The organism is Eximiradius sp. (assembly GCA_937127445.1).
Classification (GTDB): Bacteria; Bacteroidota; Ignavibacteria; order Kapaibacteriales; family UBA2268; genus JAKIZO01.
This window is the reverse complement of sequence record CAKZLY010000014.1, coordinates 20500-39199: the sequence shown is the minus strand read 5'-3', so window position 1 is coordinate 39199 and position 18700 is coordinate 20500. Positions and strand designations below refer to the sequence as shown.

The window sequence follows — 18700 nt, the reverse complement described above, 5'->3', positions numbered from 1 at the left end:
AAATGTAGTGAAATCCTTGAAAAATAACGTTATAGAGAAAAGTGATGTTTTTTTAACTAATTTCTATTAGTTCTCTCTTTTTTTTTTCATTAATTAAAGGTGTTTTATGAACAAAACAGACTTAATCAAAGCAGTAGCAGAAACCGCTGGTATGACAAAGGTTGATGCTGAAAAAGCTATTAGTGCAACTTTTGATTCAATCAAAGGTATTCTCGTAAAAGGCGAGAAACTCACCTTGGTTGGCTTTGGCACATTCGAAGTTGCTGAACGCAAAGCTCGTACTGGCAAAAACCCACGTACTGGCGATACTATTAAAATTCCTGCTACAAAAGTTGCAAGATTCAAGCCAGGCAAAAATTTAAAAGAAGAAGTTGCTGCAACAGCAAAAAATAAGAAGAAGAAATAATTTATAAGATTGTAAAAATTGCCGTTCATTATGAACGGCTTTTTTTATATTTTTGCCTAATTTGTTTTATTCAATTTTTAAAAAATTATGAATAATGACTATTTACTTAGCAAGCCATACCTAATCAACTCTGAAGATTTAACATCAGAAGATATTGCAGCAATTTTCGAAAAAGCTCGATATTTTTTGGAAGATTATCCGAAACAGAGAAAATTTACAGATTTGAAAGGGATAACAGTGGCACTTGCTTTTTTCGAGCCGTCCACACGAACAAAGCTTTCGTTTGAATTGGCTGCAAAACGGCTCTCAGCCGATACAATATCGTTTGCGTCATCATCATCGAGCCTGACAAAAGGCGAATCTCTCATAGATACGCTACGCACAATCGAAGCAATGGATGTTCAGATGTATGTTGTTCGCCATGCAAATAGCGGAGTGCCAAAATTTTTGCAGGAGAACACTCGCGGTGTAATTCTAAATGCAGGCGATGGCAAGCACGAGCACCCCACTCAGGCATTGCTTGATAGCTTCACTCTTTGGCGTCATTTCGGGCGTGTGGAAGGGCTCAAAGTATGTATTGCCGGCGATATTTTGCACAGCCGTGTGGCACGCTCGAACATCAACGTGCTGAAAACACTTGGTGCGGAAGTTGCTCTTTGCTCGCCGGGGACATTGCTGCCAAGATACCTTAATCCCTGGAATGTGAAATTAATCGAAAGCATCGACGACGCTATTGAATGGGCTGATGTGCTGCTTATGCTTCGTTTGCAAAGAGAAAGGATGGAAAGCGGTATCCTCCCTTCTATTCGTGAGTTCTCTAAATTCTATGGTGTTTCCTTGGAACAGTTCTCACGCAAACCCGACCTTGTGCTTATGCATCCAGGTCCCGTCAATTACGGAATTGAACTTGATTATAGAGTTAGTTCGTTCCCCAATTGCCTCATACAAACGCAAGTAACACACGGCGTTTTTATTCGTATGGCTTTGCTATCTCTTCTTTCCAAATTTGTTGCAGTATAGGCAGGTTTTCCACCTGTCTATACTCTATTTTTCTCGCTTTTCATTGTCCAAACTAATATGAAGAAAACAACTATATTGGATATAATTAATAGTGGCTCGGAATATCTGAAACGACATAACGTAGAAAATCCAAGATTAAATGTAGAACTCTTGCTTTCGAAAACGCTGAATTTGCAAAGGTTGCAGCTGTACCTAAAACACGATATGCCACTCGAAGAACGCGAACTCTATCAGATGCGTCGATTGCTTCGAAAACGTGCCTTGGGCAAACCACTGCAATACCTGCTAAACAAAGAACAATTTATCAATATTGAAGTTGTGCTTAATAATTCTGTGCTTATTCCGCGTCCCGAAACTGAACTTCTTGCGAAAAAAGCCGAAGAATTAATCCAACAGCGTTCATACAAAAAGATACTGGATATTGGCACTGGCTCGGGGTGCATTGCTGTCTATCTTGCAAAGTGCTTTCCCAATGCCGAAATTGTCGCTATCGACATTAACCAGCAAGCGCTCTATACTGCAAAGCAAAATGCTGAGCTGAACAAAGTAGCAAATATTACATTTTTTCAGTCGGATATTCTGAGGGTTGCACCAAAACAGAAATACGACCTTATTGTTTCAAATCCGCCGTACGTTTCACTCGACGACTACAACCAACTCGAACGCGAACTCTACCACGAACCGAAAGAAGCACTAACAGACGAAGCGGACGGGCTTACTTTTTACCGCAGATTTGCCGAAATTTTCCCTTCGTCGCTAAGTAGCAATGGAGCATTCTTGCTCGAACTTCCGGCAAACAAAGAAGCGGAATTGAAGGCGATTTTCAGTCGGTTCAGGATAGAATTCATCAGTGATTTTAACGGATTTGCAAGAATTTTATTCGGAGTAAAGTAACTAAATTAAACATAAGTTTGTCTTATGACAAACTTATGTTTATTATTAAGAAAATATTAAGAATAAACAAATTTGATAATAAACTATTAATTTTTATTTAATATTGACTGGGATAAACAAATTATTATTATAAGTATGTTTTTTTTATTATTTTTGAAATTACGCATAATAAAAGGAGTTAATAGATGTCGCAAGTAAAAGTAGAAGAACAGATAGGCGGAGTGATAGTCCATCTGCGTGGGCAATTCATCGGTGGCGAGGAAACCGATGTACTTCGCGATGTATTGAAAAAGTATGCCGAAGAAAAGAAAAACAAGTTGATAATTGATTTTGAGAAAGCAACTTACCTGAATTCAACTGCTTTGGGTGTGCTCATTGCAGCACATTCGAATTTTGTAAAGCGTGGCGGAGAAATAATTTTATGCAATTTAGATAAATCACTCGAAAATATATTTATCATAACAAAATTGATAACTGTATTTAATGTTGCGGATGATTTGCAATCAGCAATAAAAATGTTGTAATAATATTTATTTACTTTTAACAAATTATGGAGTTTTTGTATGAAAAATCTGTTTAATGTAATTGCCATTTCGATAGCAATTGCAATTGCGTTTGCATTTTATTTTGTTGTAATGGGAAATCCATCAAACTTTGCGGACGCTGCAAAACACGAACCGATAAACGTACTCGGTATGATTTACACAGGTGGTCCACTTGTAGCATTACTTATTTCGTTCATAATTATGGCTATCACTTTTACAGTAGAGCGTTTCTTATCAATCAACAAAGCAAAAGGAAAAGGCAATCCGGTTGCTTTTATTCGCACAGTAATCAAACATCTTGAAAGCGACAATTTAGACTCTGCATTGGCTGAATGCGATAAACAACGTGGCTCTATTGCAAACGTTCTTCGTGCTGCAATTTCTCGCTTCAAAGAAGTAAAAGAAGACGATAACTACGGCCCAGAAAAGAAAATCGCCGAAGTTCAACGCTCAATCGACGAAGCAATGAACCTCGAAACTCCACTACTTGAAAAGAACCTTGTAATTCTCTCCACAGTTGCATCTATCGCAACAATGGTTGGTCTTTTAGGAACAACAATCGGTATGATTCGTGCATTCGCAGCACTTGCACAAAGCGGAACTGTTTCGGCAATCCAGCTTTCTATCGGTATCTCGGAAGCATTGTATAATACAGCTGGCGGGCTTGCTGCAGCAATTATTTCTATCGTTGCTTATAATTTCTTCACTACAAAAGTAGACAATTTCGTTTATATGATAGACGAAGCAATTTTGAACATTACTCAGATTTTCACTATAAAAACTAAAAAATAATTTTTCTAATTAGCAGAAAAGGAGTCTGCAAGTGGCTAAAGTTAAAAAGAAAAGGATAGGTTTTGTAATAGACATGACCCCACTGGTCGACATTACATTCCTTCTGCTAACTTTCTTTATGTTTACTGCAAAGTTCAAGACACAAGCGGAAAGCGAGCAGAAATTTGTAATCAAAAGACCAGCTTCGACTCCTGTCGATACAGCAACAATGCCCGACAAAGATTTAGCGATAATAAAAGTTGCTATCGATAGCGCAACAAACGACACAATGTATTATTACGAAGTGCTAAACGAGGCAGACCGTCAGGCTGTTTGGCAGAAGATCCCAAACTTCACACCTGAATTGCTCTCGAAGCACCAATTGCCCGTAGATAAAGATTTGCTTAACGAATTGGTGCTTGCAACTCGTGTGGTTCGTCCTGCGACAAAGTTTGCTATCGATGCTGATAAGAAACTAAAGTTTAAATGGATAGCCGATGCGATGGATATTCTTCGTCGCAACCGTGCTACTATGTTCAATTACGTTACTGATAAAAAACAGTAACTAATTTAACTAACAAATTGTTATATTTATTAGAATACTAAGGAGAAAATAAATGGCTGGTGGTGGTGGTCAATTAAAAGTAGAACGTGCCAAAAGAGGAAAGGCGTCTAAAAGAAAGAAGATGAAGCGTATCGGCTTCCATATCGATATGACGCCTCTGGTAGATATTACCTTCCTGCTTTTGACGTTCTTTATGTTTGCAACCACTTTGGCTGCTCCACAAGTAATGGAGATGTCTATCCCACCGGAGATTGTTAAGCAAGTAGAAGTGCGAGAATCGGAACTTTTGCAAATTTTCATTCGCGACGACAATAAATTGTTCTATGCAAAAGGCAACGACGACCCACAACCGATTGAGCTCAAGGAAATTCGTGCCTTAGCCGAACGCGAAAATCTTATGCCAAATGTTCGCAATCGTCTTATTACTTCATTGAAAATCTCCGATGATGCTACTTATGATATGGTTATCAAAGTTCTTGATGAATTAAATCTTGCAGAGGTAAAAATTACCGAAGAAATTGCAAAAGAACTTGATGAAAACGGGCAGCCTAAAAAACGTGAGCGTAGATTTACTATTGCTCCAATGCTTGAAGAAGACATTAAAAAATTAGCGGAGTTGTAGTTATGGAAGCAAAAGTTGGAAATGTTCCTATCGATGAAATACCACTGCCGTGTCCGTATGGCGCTGCGGAACTAAAAGCATTTATCCGCCGCTATACTATTCGCGGGCTTTTGGTATCTATAGCTCTGCTTGCTATATTTCTAATTATTTTTTATATTTTCCAGAAAATCGAAGAGCAAAGAAGCAAAGCTCCGAAGTTGGCGCCGATGGTTAGGCTTAACCTGGAGAACTTGCCACCTCCGTCGGACGAAACTTCTATGGATGCTCCTCCTCCTCCAACTCAAACTATGTTGAATACTGGTCCGGCTGCTCGCGCGGGGACTCCTGTGCCAGTTCCTGATGCACAAATCTCTCCTGATTTGAAAGATTTTGCAACAGTCAAAGATATTGCTCGTGCTTCTGCTGCTGGTGGCGATGGTGTTGATATGGGTGGTTTTGCTGCTAATATTGATTTCGACGCTTCAAAAACTACCGTAAAAGTCGATATTAAAGAAAAAGAACCTGAACCGGACGAATTTATCGCTGTCGAAAAAGAACCCGGTGTGGATTTAGCAAAACTTCAATCGCTTGTTACTTATCCAGAACTTGCACGCCGTGCAGGTGTCGAAGGAACTGTTATTGTGCGCGTGCTGGTATCGAAGGACGGGAGTGTTTCTCGTATGCTTATTGAATATTCGGACAATAAACTTCTTGATCAAGCTGCCGAAGATGCTATTCGCAAATACGGACGCTTCACCCCTGCTATTCAGAACGGTCAGCCAATTGCTTGCTGGGTCTCTATTCCAATTAGGTTCAAATTGAGATAGTTTCTTACGAAATACATTCAAAAAAGGTTGTCTGAATTTCCCAGGCAACCTTTTTTATTATTGGTAAAAAAGGGATGCTAAAAAATAGCATCCCTTAATTATTTATTATTCAGAAAAGAACAAACTAACTGCTGGCTACATTTTGGCTTTTTGAATTTTCTCGGTTAATTTTGGCAAAATATCGAACAAATCGCCTACCAGACCGTAGTCGCAATTTTTGAATATTGGGGCGTCCTTGTCTTTGTTGATAGCTAAAATGTATTTGGAAGCATTCATACCGGCAAGGTGTTGAATTGCGCCGGAAATACCACAGGCAACGTATAAAGCGGGCGATACAGTTTTACCAGTTTGTCCTACTTGTTCGCTATGTGGGCGCCAACCGGCATCAACCACAGCGCGGGAAGCACCAACTGCTCCGCCGAGTGTTTTCGCTAAATTTTCAATCAAGTGATAGTTTTCTGGACCTTTGATGCCACGTCCGCCCGAGACAACTATATCAGCTTCTAAAACGTCCAACTTCCCTTCGTTTTTAGCAATATTTGTAACTTTTGCGGATAAATCGCTATCGCTCAAATCGAAGGACTTATCTTTTATTTCAACATTAGTTGGGTTTTCTGCGGCAACAAATACATTTGGACGAAGGGAGAGCACTTTAACAGGAGTTTCGCATTTGATTTTAACGACTGCTTTTCCTGCGTAAACAGGTTTTTTTGCAATCAGGTTGTTGCCATCGGCGGCAAGTTCGATGCAGTCGGCTATATAGCCTGCGTCGAGTTTTATTGCAATGCGTGGAGCAACTTCGAGACCGATAGAATTAGCGGGGAAAATAATGCAATCGGCGGCTATTTCTTTTGCTGTATCGGCAATTATTTGGGCCACAGCAGTAGAAGAATGGAGTTCAATTTTGGGTGCAGCAGCAAGGATTACTTCTGAGACACCGAATTTTGATGCTTGGTGGGCTATATCAGAATTTGAGTTAATCAAAATTCCAGTTACTTTTGCTCCATTAGCGATTTTACAAGCGGCGGTGGCTATTTCTGTCGAAACGCGTTTTAGATTATTATTTGTAGATTCAAGATATACTAATATATTTTTCATTTTCATCCTCCTTAAATAACTTTAGCTTCTTCTTTCAAAAGGCGAACTATTTCGTCAATGTTTGCGTCAGATGCTTCGAGCACTTTGCCAGCACGTGCCTTGGAGGGGATTTCCATACCGATGATAGATGTCTTCGGTTCAGTTTTTTCGGCTTCGCGAGTGTCTATTGGCTTCGATTTTGCTTTCATAATGTCGGGAAGTTTGGGATATCGAGGTTCATTTAATCCTTTTTGTGCGGAAATAATGCAGGGTAGCGAGCAAGCAACAGTTTCTTTACCGCCTTCAACGTCGCGTTCGGCTGAAACTTGACCGTTTTCGATTTTGAGAGCGGATACTACCGAAACAGATGGCATTCCGAGCATTTCAGCAAGCATAGAAGGCAATTGGAAAGAGTCGAAATCTATGCTTTGACGACCTAATATGATTAAATCAGGATTAATTTCCTTGGCTATTTTTGCAATATTATAGGCAACATAGTAGGAGTCGGTTGGTTCATCGCCTTTGACAAGAATAGCTTTGTCAACGCCCATTGCTAATGCGGTGCGAAGAACGTCTGTAGCAGCATCTGTTCCTACTGTAATTGCTGTAACAGAGCCGCCATTTTTTTCACGCAAGCGCAAACCTTCTTCCAGAGCGAATTCGTCGTAGGGATTAACTATATACTTAACTCCGTTTTTGTCTATGGATTTGCCGTCGCTGCCGACAATTATCCTTGTGGCTGTATCTGGAACACGTGAGACACATACCAGAATATTCATTCTCTCTCCTTTAATTTGTTGAAAACAACATATCTTACAAATATAATTGATTTTTTGCTTTTTTAGAAAAGATTTTTATTGATGGCAGAAAATGATTTGGTTTTAGCTACTATATACATTACAAATATATAGAGTATAGAGACGAACGGAGTAGATCTCTATGCGATGTAATTTTGTTTTGTATAATCTACTTTCACACAATTATCTCTTCGTTTGTAACTGTTGGGGTGATGTCCTTAGGAATTTTTATATAAAATGTGGTGCCTTTGCCGAGTTGGCTTTCTACCCAGATGTCGCCATTGTGGAAATTGATGAATTCCTTACATAGAATGAGCCCGAGTCCGGTGCCTTTCTCTTGGTTTGTGCCAAGAGTTACAACCTGCGTATCTATATGAAAAAGATTCTCAATATTTTCCTGCGGAATTCCAACTCCGGTATCCGAAACGAATAATGTAGCATATTCATCTGTTTCCTCTTTTATGCCAACTGTAACTGTGCCTTCATTGGGAGTGAATTTTATAGCATTGGACATTAAATTTCGAATAACTGTCGTAATAAGATTTGGGTCTACCACCAAACTATAGTTTTCAGGAATTTTGCAATTTAAGGAAATGTTTTTTATTATTGCTTGGTTCTTTAGCACAAAACAGGTCATATCAACAAGTTGTTTAATGTTGGTTACGACGGGGATAAAATTGATTTTACCACGCTGCGAACGCGACCATTCGAGTAAATTTTCGAGCAAAGAAAATAAACTATCAGAAGACTCTTTAAGCATATCTATAATTTCTTTTGCTTCTTTCTTGGAGAACTCATCATAGGATTCGCTCAACATACTGGTAGTCATTCGAAAACTTCCGACAGGATTTTTCAAATCGTGAGCAACTATCGAGAAGAATTTGTCCTTTTCTATGTTTGCTGATTCAAGCTTGCTTTTCTGAATAGACAATTCTTCATTTTGTTTTTTCACAATAATGTTGTTTTCAATTAAAATATTATTGAGCTTTAAAATCTCTTTATTTCTTCGTGCCAATGCAATTAAGGAAATAACAATAATAGAGAGTATCAAAATAAATGACACAACGATTACAATTGTAATTTTTTTGCTGCTTTGTAATTGGTGTTCTTTTCTTGCTAAATTATTTTGATATTCGACAACTTGAATACGTGCATCTAATTGATTGCTCGTATGCTTAATTCTATAATCCTGATATTTGTTTAAATATTCATTTGCAGTCTTATAGTCACCCAACAAAGAATAAATTTTGTAATAAGAGAGTGCGGACATAGCCTTAAAAATGAGGATATTTGCTTTTTCGCTAATTTCTGTTGCCATTTTAGAATATTCGAGGGCTTTGGGGAAATCTTTGTCGTCGGCGTAAGCAGCTGCAAGCGAGGTGTAAAGCAAAGGCAAATACATTTTGAAATCTTCCTTTTTTGCCACATCGAGAGCTTTATTCAATAATTCAATCGCTTGTTTTCGATTGCCAATGCTAATAAGCAGAGCACTTTCTATTTGAGATGTATTCACAAATAATGCGGGTGAAGCGGGGAATTTCGCATAATGATATGCCAGATCGATATACTTAGCCAAAGAATCATAAGTCATCTTCAATAGTTTGTCTTTGGAAATAGTATTAAAGAATTTATCAGGTGTTCTTTGCGTTGGGTCGTCTGTTCTGAAAACGTGGAATTTAAGAGCAGTGTTTTCATAGACAAAATGAAATTTTTCGAACATTATTGCTGCCAACCTGTTGTAAGTTTGAGCCAGACCAGTGGTATCGTTGAGCTTCAAAAAAATATTTTCGGCTTTGGTCGCACTTTGCACTGCCAAATCAAGAAAGTTTAAAGAGCGATAAGTTTCGGCAATAGTTCGCATAGTCTCGGCGTAATTACGCTTATCGTTGAGTTCTTCGTAAATTTTCAGAGCAGCGTAAGAAAATTCTAAGGATTTATTCGCATCGCTCCAAATTCGCCAGACTACACCTCTATAATATAGTGTTTTTGCTAATAGGGGTAGAATTTTTAAAGAATCTGCCAGTTTATATGCAATTTCAGTATTCAACAATATTTCTGGTTCGCCTAAATCTATTTGTTTATCAAGTAATTCTAAATACTTTTCTAGTCGTGTTTTCGGATTTTTTTCTTTCTGGATTTGTGAATGCAAAACTTCCAGGTTCTCATTGCACAAAATGCAACAGGAAATCGCAATTAAAAATACGCTAGCAAATAAAATAAATCGTACTGGGTTCATATATATTCTTTGAGATTGTCCAATAAACTTGACGTATTATAAATATTATTAGTGAAAAAATAAAATTAATTTTTGTTAAGTAACGTAATTTCTAATTGCTTTACTTGTTTATCTATTCAAGAGAGAATTCAATTTTATTTGCTGAATTAGTAAAATAATAGTAATTTATAAATTGTTAAATACTTGTAAAGTATAAATTAAAATAAGTTTCTGGGTTGGATGGAAACACTGACACTCATAGATCTGACGAAATTATTAAAGAATGAAGCAATTAGCTACTCGTTTGGGAAAAATACTGTATTACGTAAAATTCTTGCAACTTTATTATTTCTGCTGTCTGATATTTCTATGCTAACGTTTTCAATTCTTGTTTCATTTGCTGTGTCGAATTTTGCTTTGCAAGCATTCACAATTTCTTGGAATCATATTTATTTATTGTGTCTTTCGTTGCCGTTTTTCCCGATCGCTTATGCTTTGCGGGGACTTTATCCCGGGTTTGGGATAGATATTATTGAAGAGCTTCGCTCAATTACATACAGCACAACCATAGCCTTCATAATTTTTTCTCTATTAAGCTATCTTGCCGAAGGGATAGAGAGCCAATTCAGGATTTCTGTATTTGGGTCGTTTTTTATAGCGTTGGCGATGGTCCCCGTTGGTCGCTCGATAGTTAGAAAATTAGTGTCGAAACGCTCCTGGTGGGGCATACCTGTTGTAGTGATTGGTGCTGGGCGCGCTGGCGAACGCGTAATCGGTTCGCTTAGCAAGCAGAAACAGCTCGGTTTGCGTCCCATTGTTGCTGTCGATGATGATGTTGACCGTTGGGGGTATATTCACGGCGTGCCTGTCATCGGTGGGCTGGATATTATTCCCGACCTATCCCAACGCCTTTGCAACGAACACGCAATTATCGCAATGCCGCGCGTTAATATTGAACGCCAGAAGGAAATCATTAATAAGTATTCCAAATTTTTTGCTCATACAACTATTATTCCTGACTTGTTCGGGCTGTCGAGCTTGTGGGTTTCCGTGCGTGATTTCGGTGGCTTTCTCGGGCTTGAATTGCAGCAAAAACTGCTTTCTTCGTCTGCTCGGTTTATGAAACGCCTCTTTGATATAGTGCTGGGAACGATTTTGCTTGTGCTATCGGCTCCGCTTATGCTAATTATTGCTCTGCTTGTTAAAATTGATTCTCGTGGTAAGGTGCTTTTCAAACAAGAAAGGATGGGCATAAACGACACTCGTTTTAATATTATTAAATTTCGCACTATGCACAACGATGCAGAAGAGCGTCTTTCGACAATTTTGAGCTCCAATCCCGAACTTCAAAAAGAATATGAAATCTATCACAAACTAAAAGATGATCCGCGGCTTACTCGTGTCGGAAAATTCCTGCGTAAATATTCACTCGACGAGCTTCCTCAATTCTGGAATGTTATCAAAGGCGATATGAGTTTAATCGGACCGCGAGCCTATATTCCTTGGGAAAAAATCAAAATGAACGGGCACGATGAAATGATTTTGAAGGTGAAGCCTGGTATTTCGGGGCTTTGGCAGGTAACCGACCGTAATAATTCCAGCTTCGAGGAACGCAATCAGATGGACGTCTATTATATTCGCAACTGGTCTATGTTTTTGGATATATATATTGTTGCAAGAACTATTGCTGTGGTGTTAACTGGCAGGAGCGGTTGCTGATGCATTATATTGCTGTCTATTGTGGCTCGTCGAAAGGGAATAATCCAATTTATGAAATAGAAGCTCGAGGTTTTGCCCGAAAATTAGCACAATCAGGCTTTGGATTAGTTTATGGCGGCGGTGCAGTTGGTATTATGGGTGCGATTGCAGACGAAATGCTGGACTGTGGGGCGGAAGTCATTGGCGTTATTCCGCATAAATTGCTTGAAATGGAAGTCGGACACAGCAAATTGACAAAACTTCACGTTGTCGAGACAATGCACCAACGCAAAGCACTAATGAGCGAATATGCTTCGGGTTTTGTAGCATTGCCCGGAGCTGTCGGGACGATGGAAGAATTTTTCGAAATTATAGTGCTAAATCAATTGAATTTTATTGATAAGCCGCTTGCTTTCTACAATATTAATAATTTCTACAACAAATTAATCGAGTTTCTTCGTCACACTTTCGATGAGGGTTTTCTTTGGGAGAACACTTACCGTAGTTTATTTTTCTCTGATAATTCCGATGAAATAATTAATTTCCTAAGCGAAAGAATTTGTTGAACATTCTTTTGTTTATTTCGTATGTAGAACAATAGATAAGAAATATGAAATCTATTTTTGGGAATGAATATTTAATTTTTATTGCTCGATTGATTGTCGGAGCAGTATTTATTGTTGTTGGAGTTAGTAAAATCGCCGACCCAAATTTATTTGCGAAGGAAATTGCAAATTATCGTATGTTGCCAGAGATATTAATAAATTCTGTAGCGATAGTGCTTCCGTGGATTGAACTAATTTGTGGGGTTTTGCTTATTCTGGGAGTGCGTTTGCGCGCAAGTGCTGCAGTGATATTTGTTTTGCTTCTGCTTTTCAACATAATGGTTGCCACAGCCTGGGCAAGGGGGCTTAATATTGATTGTGGATGTTATTCTCATATTGCCAGGCAAACAGTTGGTCTGCCAAAACTTCTTGAAAATACAGGGCTTATGTTGCTTACGTTTTTAATTTATTTATTCCCGAAAAATAATTTATCTTTGGAAAGTTTAGTTTTGCAAGAAGCAAATTCTACTGAATAAAATAAAGACGAACGGTATAATGCTTGGGGATGAGGATGCTAATTCAAGCATCTTACGACAATGGTTAAGTTTGCCATTATACCGTTCGTCGTAATATAAAAAGATCTATAATTCTTGAATTACTTTACGAATAATTTCAAATCCTTCGTCTATTTGTTCGCTTGTAATATTAAGCGGCGGTCTGAACCGAACAGATTTTTCGCCGCAAGGCAGAATAATCAATCCTTCATCGAAACATTTGCGAGTAAATCGGGTTCTATTTTCTGGGTTATCGAAGTCAAAGGCAGCGAACAACCCACGATGACGAACATTTGATATATATTCAGGGAACTCATTTTTCAGATTGTGTAGTTTTGCGAAAAGTTCTTTTCCTCGTTCTGCGGCATTTCCAACTAATTTTTCGTCGTGAATAATTTCAAGGTAGCGTGTTGCGCGAACCATATCCACGAGATTGCCGCCCCAGGTAGAATTAATTCTGCTCGACACTTTAAAGACGTTCGTTTCAATTTCGTCAACTCTATCGGTAACGACAATACCGCACACTTGCATTTTCTTTCCGAAAGCCATAATGTCGGGTTTGACGCCCAGCTGTTCGTGAGCCCACATAGTGCCGGTAAGCCCGACACCGGTTTGCACTTCGTCGAAAATAAGCATAGCTTCGTTTTCGTCGGCGAGTACGCGCAATTGTTGCAAAAATTCGGGACGGAAGTGGTTGTCTCCACCTTCGCCTTGAATTGGTTCAATTATGATAGCCGCGATATCGTCTGGATTATCTTTGAATGCTTTTTTTATTTCGTCAATTGACTTGCGTTCCAAGGCAATTACTTTTTCTAAATTTTCATCACTGAGAGGAAAAGTAATTTTCGGGTTTGTAATTCTTGGCCAATTGAATTTAGGGAAATACTTGATTTTAACGGGATCAGTGTTCGTTAGCGACATAGTGTACCCATCGCGTCCGTGGAATGCTTCCTTGAAGTGAATTACTTTTGATCCAACTTCTCGTTGATAGCCTTTACGGAAATTTTTCTGCACTTTCCAGTCGAATGCAACTTTTAGGGCATTAGTAACGGCGAGGGCACCGCCTTCGATGAAAAACGAATATTTAAAATAATCTGGGACGGCATATTCAAAGAAAGTTTTGACAAATGTTGCCATTGCGTCCGTGTAAATATCCGAATTTGCAATTTTATTTACAGCAATTCTGCCGATATAATTGATAAAAGCTTCGTCCATCATTTTTGGGTGGTTCATACCAATTGGCATAGACGCAAAGCAGGTGAAAAAGTCAATAAATGGTTTGCCGGTGCGGGCTTCGAGTAGTAATGTTCCGCGGCTCTTTTCCAAATCGAGAATAAAATCGAAACCATCCGCTAAAATATAGTTTCTTAATTCTTCTAATGCCTTTGTTGGTTCAACATAAATTTGTGGAAAATACCCCATATAAAAATACTCCTAATTAATAAAGAACAAGTAATAATAAGTAAAGTTAAGAAAAAATCTTAATTTTGAGTAGTTCTTTATTATAAGGGTATTCCTGCGGAAAGTTTTATGGTGAGCATTAAGTCTCTTTTGAAGCGACAAAGAGAAAGGAACGAGCCGCCACGAATTGTGCCACGGCAGGTGATGTTTGCGTTTGCTATTAATGTTGTCGCTCTCATAAGCGCTAATATAATATTTATATGTAATAATATCAAAGTTTTTTTTTTGTGTTTTTTATTGGATTGTAAAAAGAAAAGCCGCAAGTATAATTAATACCTGCGGCGTACAGCCTTTCCGAAAAAGTCGTCCTATCTTTGTCCGCTATCTGTGGATTAAAATCTGTTTGTTTTTTATGTTACCTTTATTTGTTGTGATTCTAAGCGTGTAAGCTCCGGCCGGTAAATTCGACACATCGATTGCTTGATTTAATGTAGGTGCATCGAGAGCAATAATTTTATTGCCAAGTAAGTCAACCAGTTCTAAGCTTGATATGCTTCCATCGGAATTGATATTTATATAATTGTTTGCAGGATTTGGATATACATCAAAATGAATATTTTCGCCTGCAACAGAAGTATTTGCAACTCCCATTCCACGTAAATTTACTATATTGTTGCCAAAGTCAGCATTTGAATTTAAAACTAGGTTGCCAGAATAACTTGTAGCATATTTGGGTGTGAAATTAATTATTATCTCTGCTGATTTGCCGGCATCAACAGTGATAGGGAGTTGTGTTGCAAGCTCGAATGCTTGAGGTACGTCTGCCGAAGTGATTGTCAACGGCTTGCTCCCCAAATTATTTACGTAAAAAGTCCTCTGAACTTTTATTCCAACTGGCGATTGGTCGAAATAAGCATTCCCCGAAATTGTGATAATGGAATTATTTTCCTTGATTGGCTGCATGCCGTAGAGAAGTTCCTGATTTTCGTTGAAAGTGCCAGAACCACTGCCAATGCCGCCTGTCCCCGGATTTAGAGCCGAAAGCGAATAATATCCATTGTAGGCACCGCCCCAGCCCCAGTTCATCGAGAAATAATTATCTTCGCGGAAACCGTCGCACACCCAGGCGTGTCCACCTTCCTCACCAGAACCTGTATAAATCAGAGGTCTTCCTAAAATGAGTTCTCTTTTTATAATGTTTGTCCATTCTGCATCGGTTGTATCGCTTTTACGAATTCCTACTATAAGATTTGGGTCGTATTTCCAGTATGTTTTCATAGCATACTCGGAACAGTGCGTTTTTGGTGAAGATTTAGAGATAACGAAAGCACCGCTTGCGTCCACTCCATAACGCATTTCCACACTAACCCCAATCAAAAATATTGTGTACGCTAATTCTTCGTTTTTTGTATATGCTTGATTTGGGAATAATTTCCAGTTTATTTCCATTTCATCAAAACTTGCTGAAATTGTTCCTAACTTATAGTGGTTGTATGAATGAGAGCTTCTGCCCAATGTAGGATATGCCCAATATCTCATTACTTGTGCCATAGCAATTGCAACGCATCCAGCCACAGTACGAGCTTGGCGGCTGTCGTCATATGGACAAAAATCGTTATAAAGTGGTGCTTGGTTCCACTTGGTTTTAGTTAGTGGAGAAACTGCCTCAGGCGTGCTTGTAACGAAATCGTAGCCACCAGAGAGCACCTTTGCCCATTCTTTTGCAGTTGTTGCTGTCGTTTGTATATTATTTTCGCGGACGTATCGAATTTGTTCCTTATAATAATTTAGCCAGTATTCCACATTAGGCGGAATAAAATTGGGGTCGAACTCAGAATTGAACGAAAAGCCCAGAACCGGACGAGTTGCGTCGTCGCCCGAGACGATTAAAAATGAATTATTGTTTGATGAGTATACGTAATAATATGGTTCTTGTGTAGCATCTTTTGTTGCTGGGGCATCATCTTTGGCTACATAAACTAATTGAATTTGGTTAGCAGATTGGATGGCGAGCTCGCTACGAAGGAAAAAGTTTTCTGCTACTTGATTTGCAGTGCTGATGTTTATTGGTTTTGCTTGTAGCTGAGAAGCAAAAAGCGTTACAATTAGCGATAATTTAACAAAAAATTGTTTCATAATATTAAGACTACAATAATTATACATTAAATTCAATATAAATACACATTGATTAAAACAATAGTTACATTTTTTATTATAAGATAAATAAATATATATATAAATCAGTATTTCTCGAATTAAAATAAAAATCAATGTAAATAGTTAATAATAAATAATACAAGTTATTAAATTAACGAAAATTTTTTTAATTTTGTATTCTAAATTTTGATTTGGTTGAAAAATGGAAAGAATTTTCTTAAAATCAAAGATACACAGAGCAAAAATCACACAGGCTGAACTTCATTACGAAGGTAGTCTTACAGTGGATACCGAACTATTGAAGGCAGCTGATATTGCTTTATTCGAAAAAGTTTCCGTTGTCAATATCAACAACGGCGAACGCTTCGAAACATATGTAATACCGGGCGAACCGGGCAGCGGCACAATTTGCTTGAACGGTGCAGCTGCACGCAAAGGTCAGGTCGGCGACCTGGTTATTATAATTAGTTACTGCCATCTGAAAAATGATGAAATTGCAAGCCACAAACCAACTGTTGTGCTTGTCGACGAAGATAATAAGATAAAAAGTATTACAAACCCGGAAATTATGTAGATGACGCAATTTTCGATTATTATCCTTGCTGCCGGAAAAGGCACCCGAATGAATAATCCCGAAACACCAAAAGTTTTAGCACAAGCAAACGGAAAACCACTTATTGCTTATGTTTTAGATACTGCTTTGCAACTTGAACCGACGCACATTTATTTAATCGTTGGCTACAAAAAAGAACTTGTTATAGATTGCGTTACTGAAAAATATCGAAAATGCCTTGACAAGATTAAGTTTGTTCATCAACAAGAGCAATTAGGCACTGGACACGCTGCAAAGCAAGTTGAGCCATTTGTCGAGCAGCAAACCGATGTTGTTATACTTGCCGGTGATGCACCTGTAATTAAGCCCGAAACATTGCAAAAGTTTATCTCAGAACACACGGCAGCGGGTGCTGATTTATCTGTGCTTTCTGCAACTGTTTCCGATCCAGCAGGCTATGGGAGAATTGTCCGTGCCGTCGATGGTGAATTTATACGCATTCGAGAAGAAAAAGACGCTTCTCTGCAGGAAAAAGCAATAAATGAAATCAATAGTGGTATTTATTTTCTAAATACAGGCTTGCTTTTCCCGGCTCTCGACAAAGTCAAGCAAAACAATGCACAAAAAGAATATTATCTTACCGATATAATTGAAATAATTAAGCAGCAAGGCAAAAAAGTCGTAGCAATCAATTGTGCTTCGTTCGAGGAAATTCAAGGGGTCAACACCTACGAGCAACTTCGAGAAGTAGAGAAAATACTATCATGCGATTAATCTTTTCTGAAATAGAAATCGCTCTGGTCGTCGAATTTTATGTTGATGATAACCCAGCCGTTTTCAGGCGAATTGTAGTAAGTGAAAATCCATCGCATTGGATAAAGTGTATGCAAGCCTAAATAGCGGCATTTTATCATTGAGTTTGATGCAACTTCGCTATCGACAGCTTCGAAACCGCGCATAGCGCCATAAATTTGTGTTGCTTTTTCAGTTTGCTCAATTAATCTGTTTATCTCTTTTTCTTTTCGCATAAGGGGGCTGCCTTGCAGCAATTGACGATAAGCCTCTTCGTAGCGAGCCTGAATTATCAGCTTGAAAAAATCAGATATTCTTGTATGAAGCTCTTTGGGGACGTTCGGTTCGTAGTATTTAACTGTTGTTGATGATTTAGGCAGGCTTTCGTCCTGTGAGTATGCACTAATGCAAACAAAAGAAATCAATAATATGGTAAAAATTACATATTTCATAATTCGCACCGAAATAATTCAAATGAACTTAATTAAAATAAATCAAAAGTTAAATAATTCCAACAAGTTTTTTCAGATAGAGAACTTCTTTGCGGGTAAGGTGGCGGTAGCGGCCTTTTTCGAGCCCTTTATAAGTGATTCCGGCGTATGATTTTCGGTCGAGTTGCTTCACCTCGTAGCCAATAAATTCGAAAATTCGCTTTACTTCGTGATTTTTCCCTTCGGTGAGAGTGACAAACACTTTTGTTTTGTCCTGCTGGCTAATGATAATACTGCAAGGAGCCATTTTTTCGCCGTCAATTTCAAGACCGTCGGCAATTTTTTGAGCGTCTGCTGGTTTGAGGGCTTTGTCGAGCTTTACAGCGTATTCGCGTTGGATTTCGTAGCTTGGATGAGTGAGTCTGTGTGCAAGTTCGCCATCGTTTGTTAGCAAAAGCACGCCGGTTGTGTTTCTGTCGAGTCGCCCAACCGGGAAAATTCGCGTTTGCTTGCGAACAATATCGAGAACGGTTTTGCGGCTTTTTTCATCAGAAGTTGTTGTAATTACATCCTTTGGTTTGTTCAGCACGATATAAATGTTATGTTCTTTGATGCTTACGGGGTCGCCTTTGATAGTAACGAGGTCGGAAGGATGTACCTTTGCCCCTAATTCAGAGACAACCGCGCCGTTAACTTTGACCACACCCGATGAGATGAGTTCATCGGCTTTACGGCGACTGCAATAGCCGGCGTCAGCGATAAATTTATTAAGTCTAATTAAACCGCTTTCGCTTGAACTTTTCTTGCGAGTAATTTTTTTAGGTTTATTTGTGTTCATTGAAATTCCGCGA

General features: G+C 38.6%; 21 protein-coding genes. 13 read left to right on the top strand and 8 right to left on the bottom strand.

The genetic code is table 11. From position 1 onward, the window contains the following. Positions 1 to 106 precede the first annotated feature (106 nt). From AC6QZF_RS02985 to AC6QZF_RS02950, 8 genes are all read left to right on the top strand, one after another. Positions 107 to 406, top strand: a complete 300-nt coding sequence (locus AC6QZF_RS02985) for an HU family DNA-binding protein (RefSeq protein ID WP_499798393.1) — start codon at positions 107 to 109, stop codon at positions 404 to 406. Between the two features lie 87 nt (positions 407 to 493). Beyond that, positions 494 to 1426 carry an aspartate carbamoyltransferase catalytic subunit gene (locus AC6QZF_RS02980; RefSeq protein WP_499798392.1) on the top strand — a complete coding sequence of 311 codons (933 nt, stop codon included), beginning with the start codon at positions 494 to 496 and terminating at the stop codon, positions 1424 to 1426. A 57-nt stretch (positions 1427 to 1483) separates the two neighbouring features. Then, positions 1484 to 2320, top strand: coding sequence for a peptide chain release factor N(5)-glutamine methyltransferase (prmC, locus tag AC6QZF_RS02975; RefSeq protein WP_499798391.1), 837 nt, complete (start codon positions 1484 to 1486; stop codon positions 2318 to 2320). 185 nt (positions 2321 to 2505) lie between these two features. Continuing rightward, on the top strand, positions 2506 to 2844 hold the full coding sequence (locus tag AC6QZF_RS02970; protein ID WP_499798390.1) for an STAS domain-containing protein: 339 nt from the start codon (positions 2506 to 2508) through the stop codon (positions 2842 to 2844). 39 nt (positions 2845 to 2883) lie between these two features. After that, the gene (locus AC6QZF_RS02965) at positions 2884 to 3657 is read left to right on the top strand and encodes a MotA/TolQ/ExbB proton channel family protein (protein ID WP_499798389.1); all 774 of its coding nucleotides are present in this window, start codon (positions 2884 to 2886) and stop codon (positions 3655 to 3657) included. 31 nt (positions 3658 to 3688) lie between these two features. After that, positions 3689 to 4201: an ExbD/TolR family protein gene (locus tag AC6QZF_RS02960; protein ID WP_499798388.1), complete on the top strand. Its 513-nt coding sequence runs from the start codon at positions 3689 to 3691 to the stop codon at positions 4199 to 4201. 52 nt (positions 4202 to 4253) lie between these two features. Further along, positions 4254 to 4823, top strand: coding sequence for an ExbD/TolR family protein (locus AC6QZF_RS02955; protein WP_499798387.1), 570 nt, complete (start codon positions 4254 to 4256; stop codon positions 4821 to 4823). Positions 4824 to 4825: 2 nt separating this feature from the next. Further along, a complete protein-coding gene (locus AC6QZF_RS02950) occupies positions 4826 to 5629 on the top strand; it encodes an energy transducer TonB (RefSeq protein ID WP_499798386.1) in 804 nt (267 codons plus the stop codon). 135 nt (positions 5630 to 5764) lie between these two features. Here the strand turns inward: AC6QZF_RS02950 and AC6QZF_RS02945 are convergent, their stop codons facing one another. The 3 genes from AC6QZF_RS02945 to AC6QZF_RS02935 all read right to left on the bottom strand — a co-directional run bounded on the left by AC6QZF_RS02945 (position 5765) and on the right by AC6QZF_RS02935 (position 9739). After that, positions 5765 to 6727: an electron transfer flavoprotein subunit alpha/FixB family protein gene (locus tag AC6QZF_RS02945; RefSeq protein ID WP_499798385.1), complete on the bottom strand. Its 963-nt coding sequence runs from the start codon at positions 6725 to 6727 to the stop codon at positions 5765 to 5767. A gap of 11 nt (positions 6728 to 6738) precedes the next feature. Continuing rightward, positions 6739 to 7485: an electron transfer flavoprotein subunit beta/FixA family protein gene (locus AC6QZF_RS02940; RefSeq protein ID WP_499798384.1), complete on the bottom strand. Its 747-nt coding sequence runs from the start codon at positions 7483 to 7485 to the stop codon at positions 6739 to 6741. A 193-nt stretch (positions 7486 to 7678) separates the two neighbouring features. Next, positions 7679 to 9739, bottom strand: a complete 2061-nt coding sequence (locus AC6QZF_RS02935) for an ATP-binding protein (RefSeq protein ID WP_499798383.1) — start codon at positions 9737 to 9739, stop codon at positions 7679 to 7681. 219 nt (positions 9740 to 9958) lie between these two features. Between AC6QZF_RS02935 and wbaP the strand changes: the two genes are divergently transcribed. From wbaP to AC6QZF_RS02920, 3 genes are read left to right on the top strand one after another with little or no spacing between them, the layout of a single operon-like run. After that, a complete protein-coding gene (wbaP, locus tag AC6QZF_RS02930) occupies positions 9959 to 11437 on the top strand; it encodes an undecaprenyl-phosphate galactose phosphotransferase WbaP (protein ID WP_499798382.1) in 1479 nt (492 codons plus the stop codon). Beyond that, entirely contained in the window at positions 11437 to 11982 is a 546-nt protein-coding gene (locus AC6QZF_RS02925; RefSeq protein WP_499798381.1) for an LOG family protein, read from the top strand. The genes wbaP and AC6QZF_RS02925 overlap by 1 nt, the downstream gene beginning before the upstream one ends. A gap of 44 nt (positions 11983 to 12026) precedes the next feature. Further along, entirely contained in the window at positions 12027 to 12497 is a 471-nt protein-coding gene (locus AC6QZF_RS02920; protein ID WP_499798380.1) for a MauE/DoxX family redox-associated membrane protein, read from the top strand. A 105-nt stretch (positions 12498 to 12602) separates the two neighbouring features. Here AC6QZF_RS02920 and lat read toward each other — a convergent pair whose 3' ends face one another. The 3 genes from lat to AC6QZF_RS02905 form a co-directional block, all read right to left on the bottom strand. Beyond that, positions 12603 to 13937, bottom strand: a complete 1335-nt coding sequence (gene lat, locus AC6QZF_RS02915) for an L-lysine 6-transaminase (protein ID WP_499798379.1) — start codon at positions 13935 to 13937, stop codon at positions 12603 to 12605. A gap of 80 nt (positions 13938 to 14017) precedes the next feature. Further along, positions 14018 to 14155, bottom strand: coding sequence for a hypothetical protein (locus AC6QZF_RS02910; RefSeq protein ID WP_491814911.1), 138 nt, complete (start codon positions 14153 to 14155; stop codon positions 14018 to 14020). A 142-nt stretch (positions 14156 to 14297) separates the two neighbouring features. Next, the gene (locus AC6QZF_RS02905) at positions 14298 to 16052 is read right to left on the bottom strand and encodes a C10 family peptidase (protein WP_499798378.1); all 1755 of its coding nucleotides are present in this window, start codon (positions 16050 to 16052) and stop codon (positions 14298 to 14300) included. A gap of 223 nt (positions 16053 to 16275) precedes the next feature. Here AC6QZF_RS02905 and panD point away from each other — a divergent pair, with 223 nt between their 5' ends. Both panD and AC6QZF_RS02895 read left to right on the top strand, forming a co-directional pair. Further along, on the top strand, positions 16276 to 16647 hold the full coding sequence (gene panD, locus AC6QZF_RS02900; protein ID WP_499798377.1) for an aspartate 1-decarboxylase: 372 nt from the start codon (positions 16276 to 16278) through the stop codon (positions 16645 to 16647). Then, positions 16648 to 17400: a sugar phosphate nucleotidyltransferase gene (locus AC6QZF_RS02895; RefSeq protein ID WP_499798376.1), complete on the top strand. Its 753-nt coding sequence runs from the start codon at positions 16648 to 16650 to the stop codon at positions 17398 to 17400. Here AC6QZF_RS02895 and AC6QZF_RS02890 read toward each other — a convergent pair. Both AC6QZF_RS02890 and AC6QZF_RS02885 read right to left on the bottom strand, forming a co-directional pair. After that, complete coding sequence (locus AC6QZF_RS02890; protein ID WP_499798375.1) at positions 17397 to 17870, bottom strand: hypothetical protein; 474 nt, start codon at positions 17868 to 17870, stop codon at positions 17397 to 17399. The two genes, AC6QZF_RS02895 and AC6QZF_RS02890, sit on opposite strands and share 4 nt — an antisense overlap. A 49-nt stretch (positions 17871 to 17919) precedes the next feature. Then, entirely contained in the window at positions 17920 to 18687 is a 768-nt protein-coding gene (locus tag AC6QZF_RS02885; protein WP_499798374.1) for a pseudouridine synthase, read from the bottom strand. Positions 18688 to 18700 lie beyond the last annotated feature (13 nt).

Coding starts and splice junctions, on each gene's coding strand:
- AC6QZF_RS02940 (WP_499798384.1), bottom strand. CDS start 7,485: ATGAATATTCTGGTATGTGTCTCACGTGTTCCAGATACAGCCACAAGG.
- AC6QZF_RS02970 (WP_499798390.1), top strand. CDS start 2,506: ATGTCGCAAGTAAAAGTAGAAGAACAGATAGGCGGAGTGATAGTCCAT.
- AC6QZF_RS02890 (WP_499798375.1), bottom strand. CDS start 17,870: ATGAAATATGTAATTTTTACCATATTATTGATTTCTTTTGTTTGCATT.
- prmC (WP_499798391.1), top strand. CDS start 1,484: ATGAAGAAAACAACTATATTGGATATAATTAATAGTGGCTCGGAATAT.
- AC6QZF_RS02950 (WP_499798386.1), top strand. CDS start 4,826: ATGGAAGCAAAAGTTGGAAATGTTCCTATCGATGAAATACCACTGCCG.
- AC6QZF_RS02920 (WP_499798380.1), top strand. CDS start 12,027: ATGAAATCTATTTTTGGGAATGAATATTTAATTTTTATTGCTCGATTG.
- AC6QZF_RS02895 (WP_499798376.1), top strand. CDS start 16,648: ATGACGCAATTTTCGATTATTATCCTTGCTGCCGGAAAAGGCACCCGA.
- AC6QZF_RS02925 (WP_499798381.1), top strand. CDS start 11,437: ATGCATTATATTGCTGTCTATTGTGGCTCGTCGAAAGGGAATAATCCA.
- AC6QZF_RS02885 (WP_499798374.1), bottom strand. CDS start 18,687: ATGAACACAAATAAACCTAAAAAAATTACTCGCAAGAAAAGTTCAAGC.
- AC6QZF_RS02965 (WP_499798389.1), top strand. CDS start 2,884: ATGAAAAATCTGTTTAATGTAATTGCCATTTCGATAGCAATTGCAATT.
- AC6QZF_RS02985 (WP_499798393.1), top strand. CDS start 107: ATGAACAAAACAGACTTAATCAAAGCAGTAGCAGAAACCGCTGGTATG.
- AC6QZF_RS02910 (WP_491814911.1), bottom strand. CDS start 14,155: ATGAGAGCGACAACATTAATAGCAAACGCAAACATCACCTGCCGTGGC.
- AC6QZF_RS02955 (WP_499798387.1), top strand. CDS start 4,254: ATGGCTGGTGGTGGTGGTCAATTAAAAGTAGAACGTGCCAAAAGAGGA.
- wbaP (WP_499798382.1), top strand. CDS start 9,959: ATGGAAACACTGACACTCATAGATCTGACGAAATTATTAAAGAATGAA.
- panD (WP_499798377.1), top strand. CDS start 16,276: ATGGAAAGAATTTTCTTAAAATCAAAGATACACAGAGCAAAAATCACA.
- lat (WP_499798379.1), bottom strand. CDS start 13,937: ATGGGGTATTTTCCACAAATTTATGTTGAACCAACAAAGGCATTAGAA.
- AC6QZF_RS02980 (WP_499798392.1), top strand. CDS start 494: ATGAATAATGACTATTTACTTAGCAAGCCATACCTAATCAACTCTGAA.
- AC6QZF_RS02945 (WP_499798385.1), bottom strand. CDS start 6,727: ATGAAAAATATATTAGTATATCTTGAATCTACAAATAATAATCTAAAA.
- AC6QZF_RS02935 (WP_499798383.1), bottom strand. CDS start 9,739: ATGAACCCAGTACGATTTATTTTATTTGCTAGCGTATTTTTAATTGCG.
- AC6QZF_RS02905 (WP_499798378.1), bottom strand. CDS start 16,052: ATGAAACAATTTTTTGTTAAATTATCGCTAATTGTAACGCTTTTTGCT.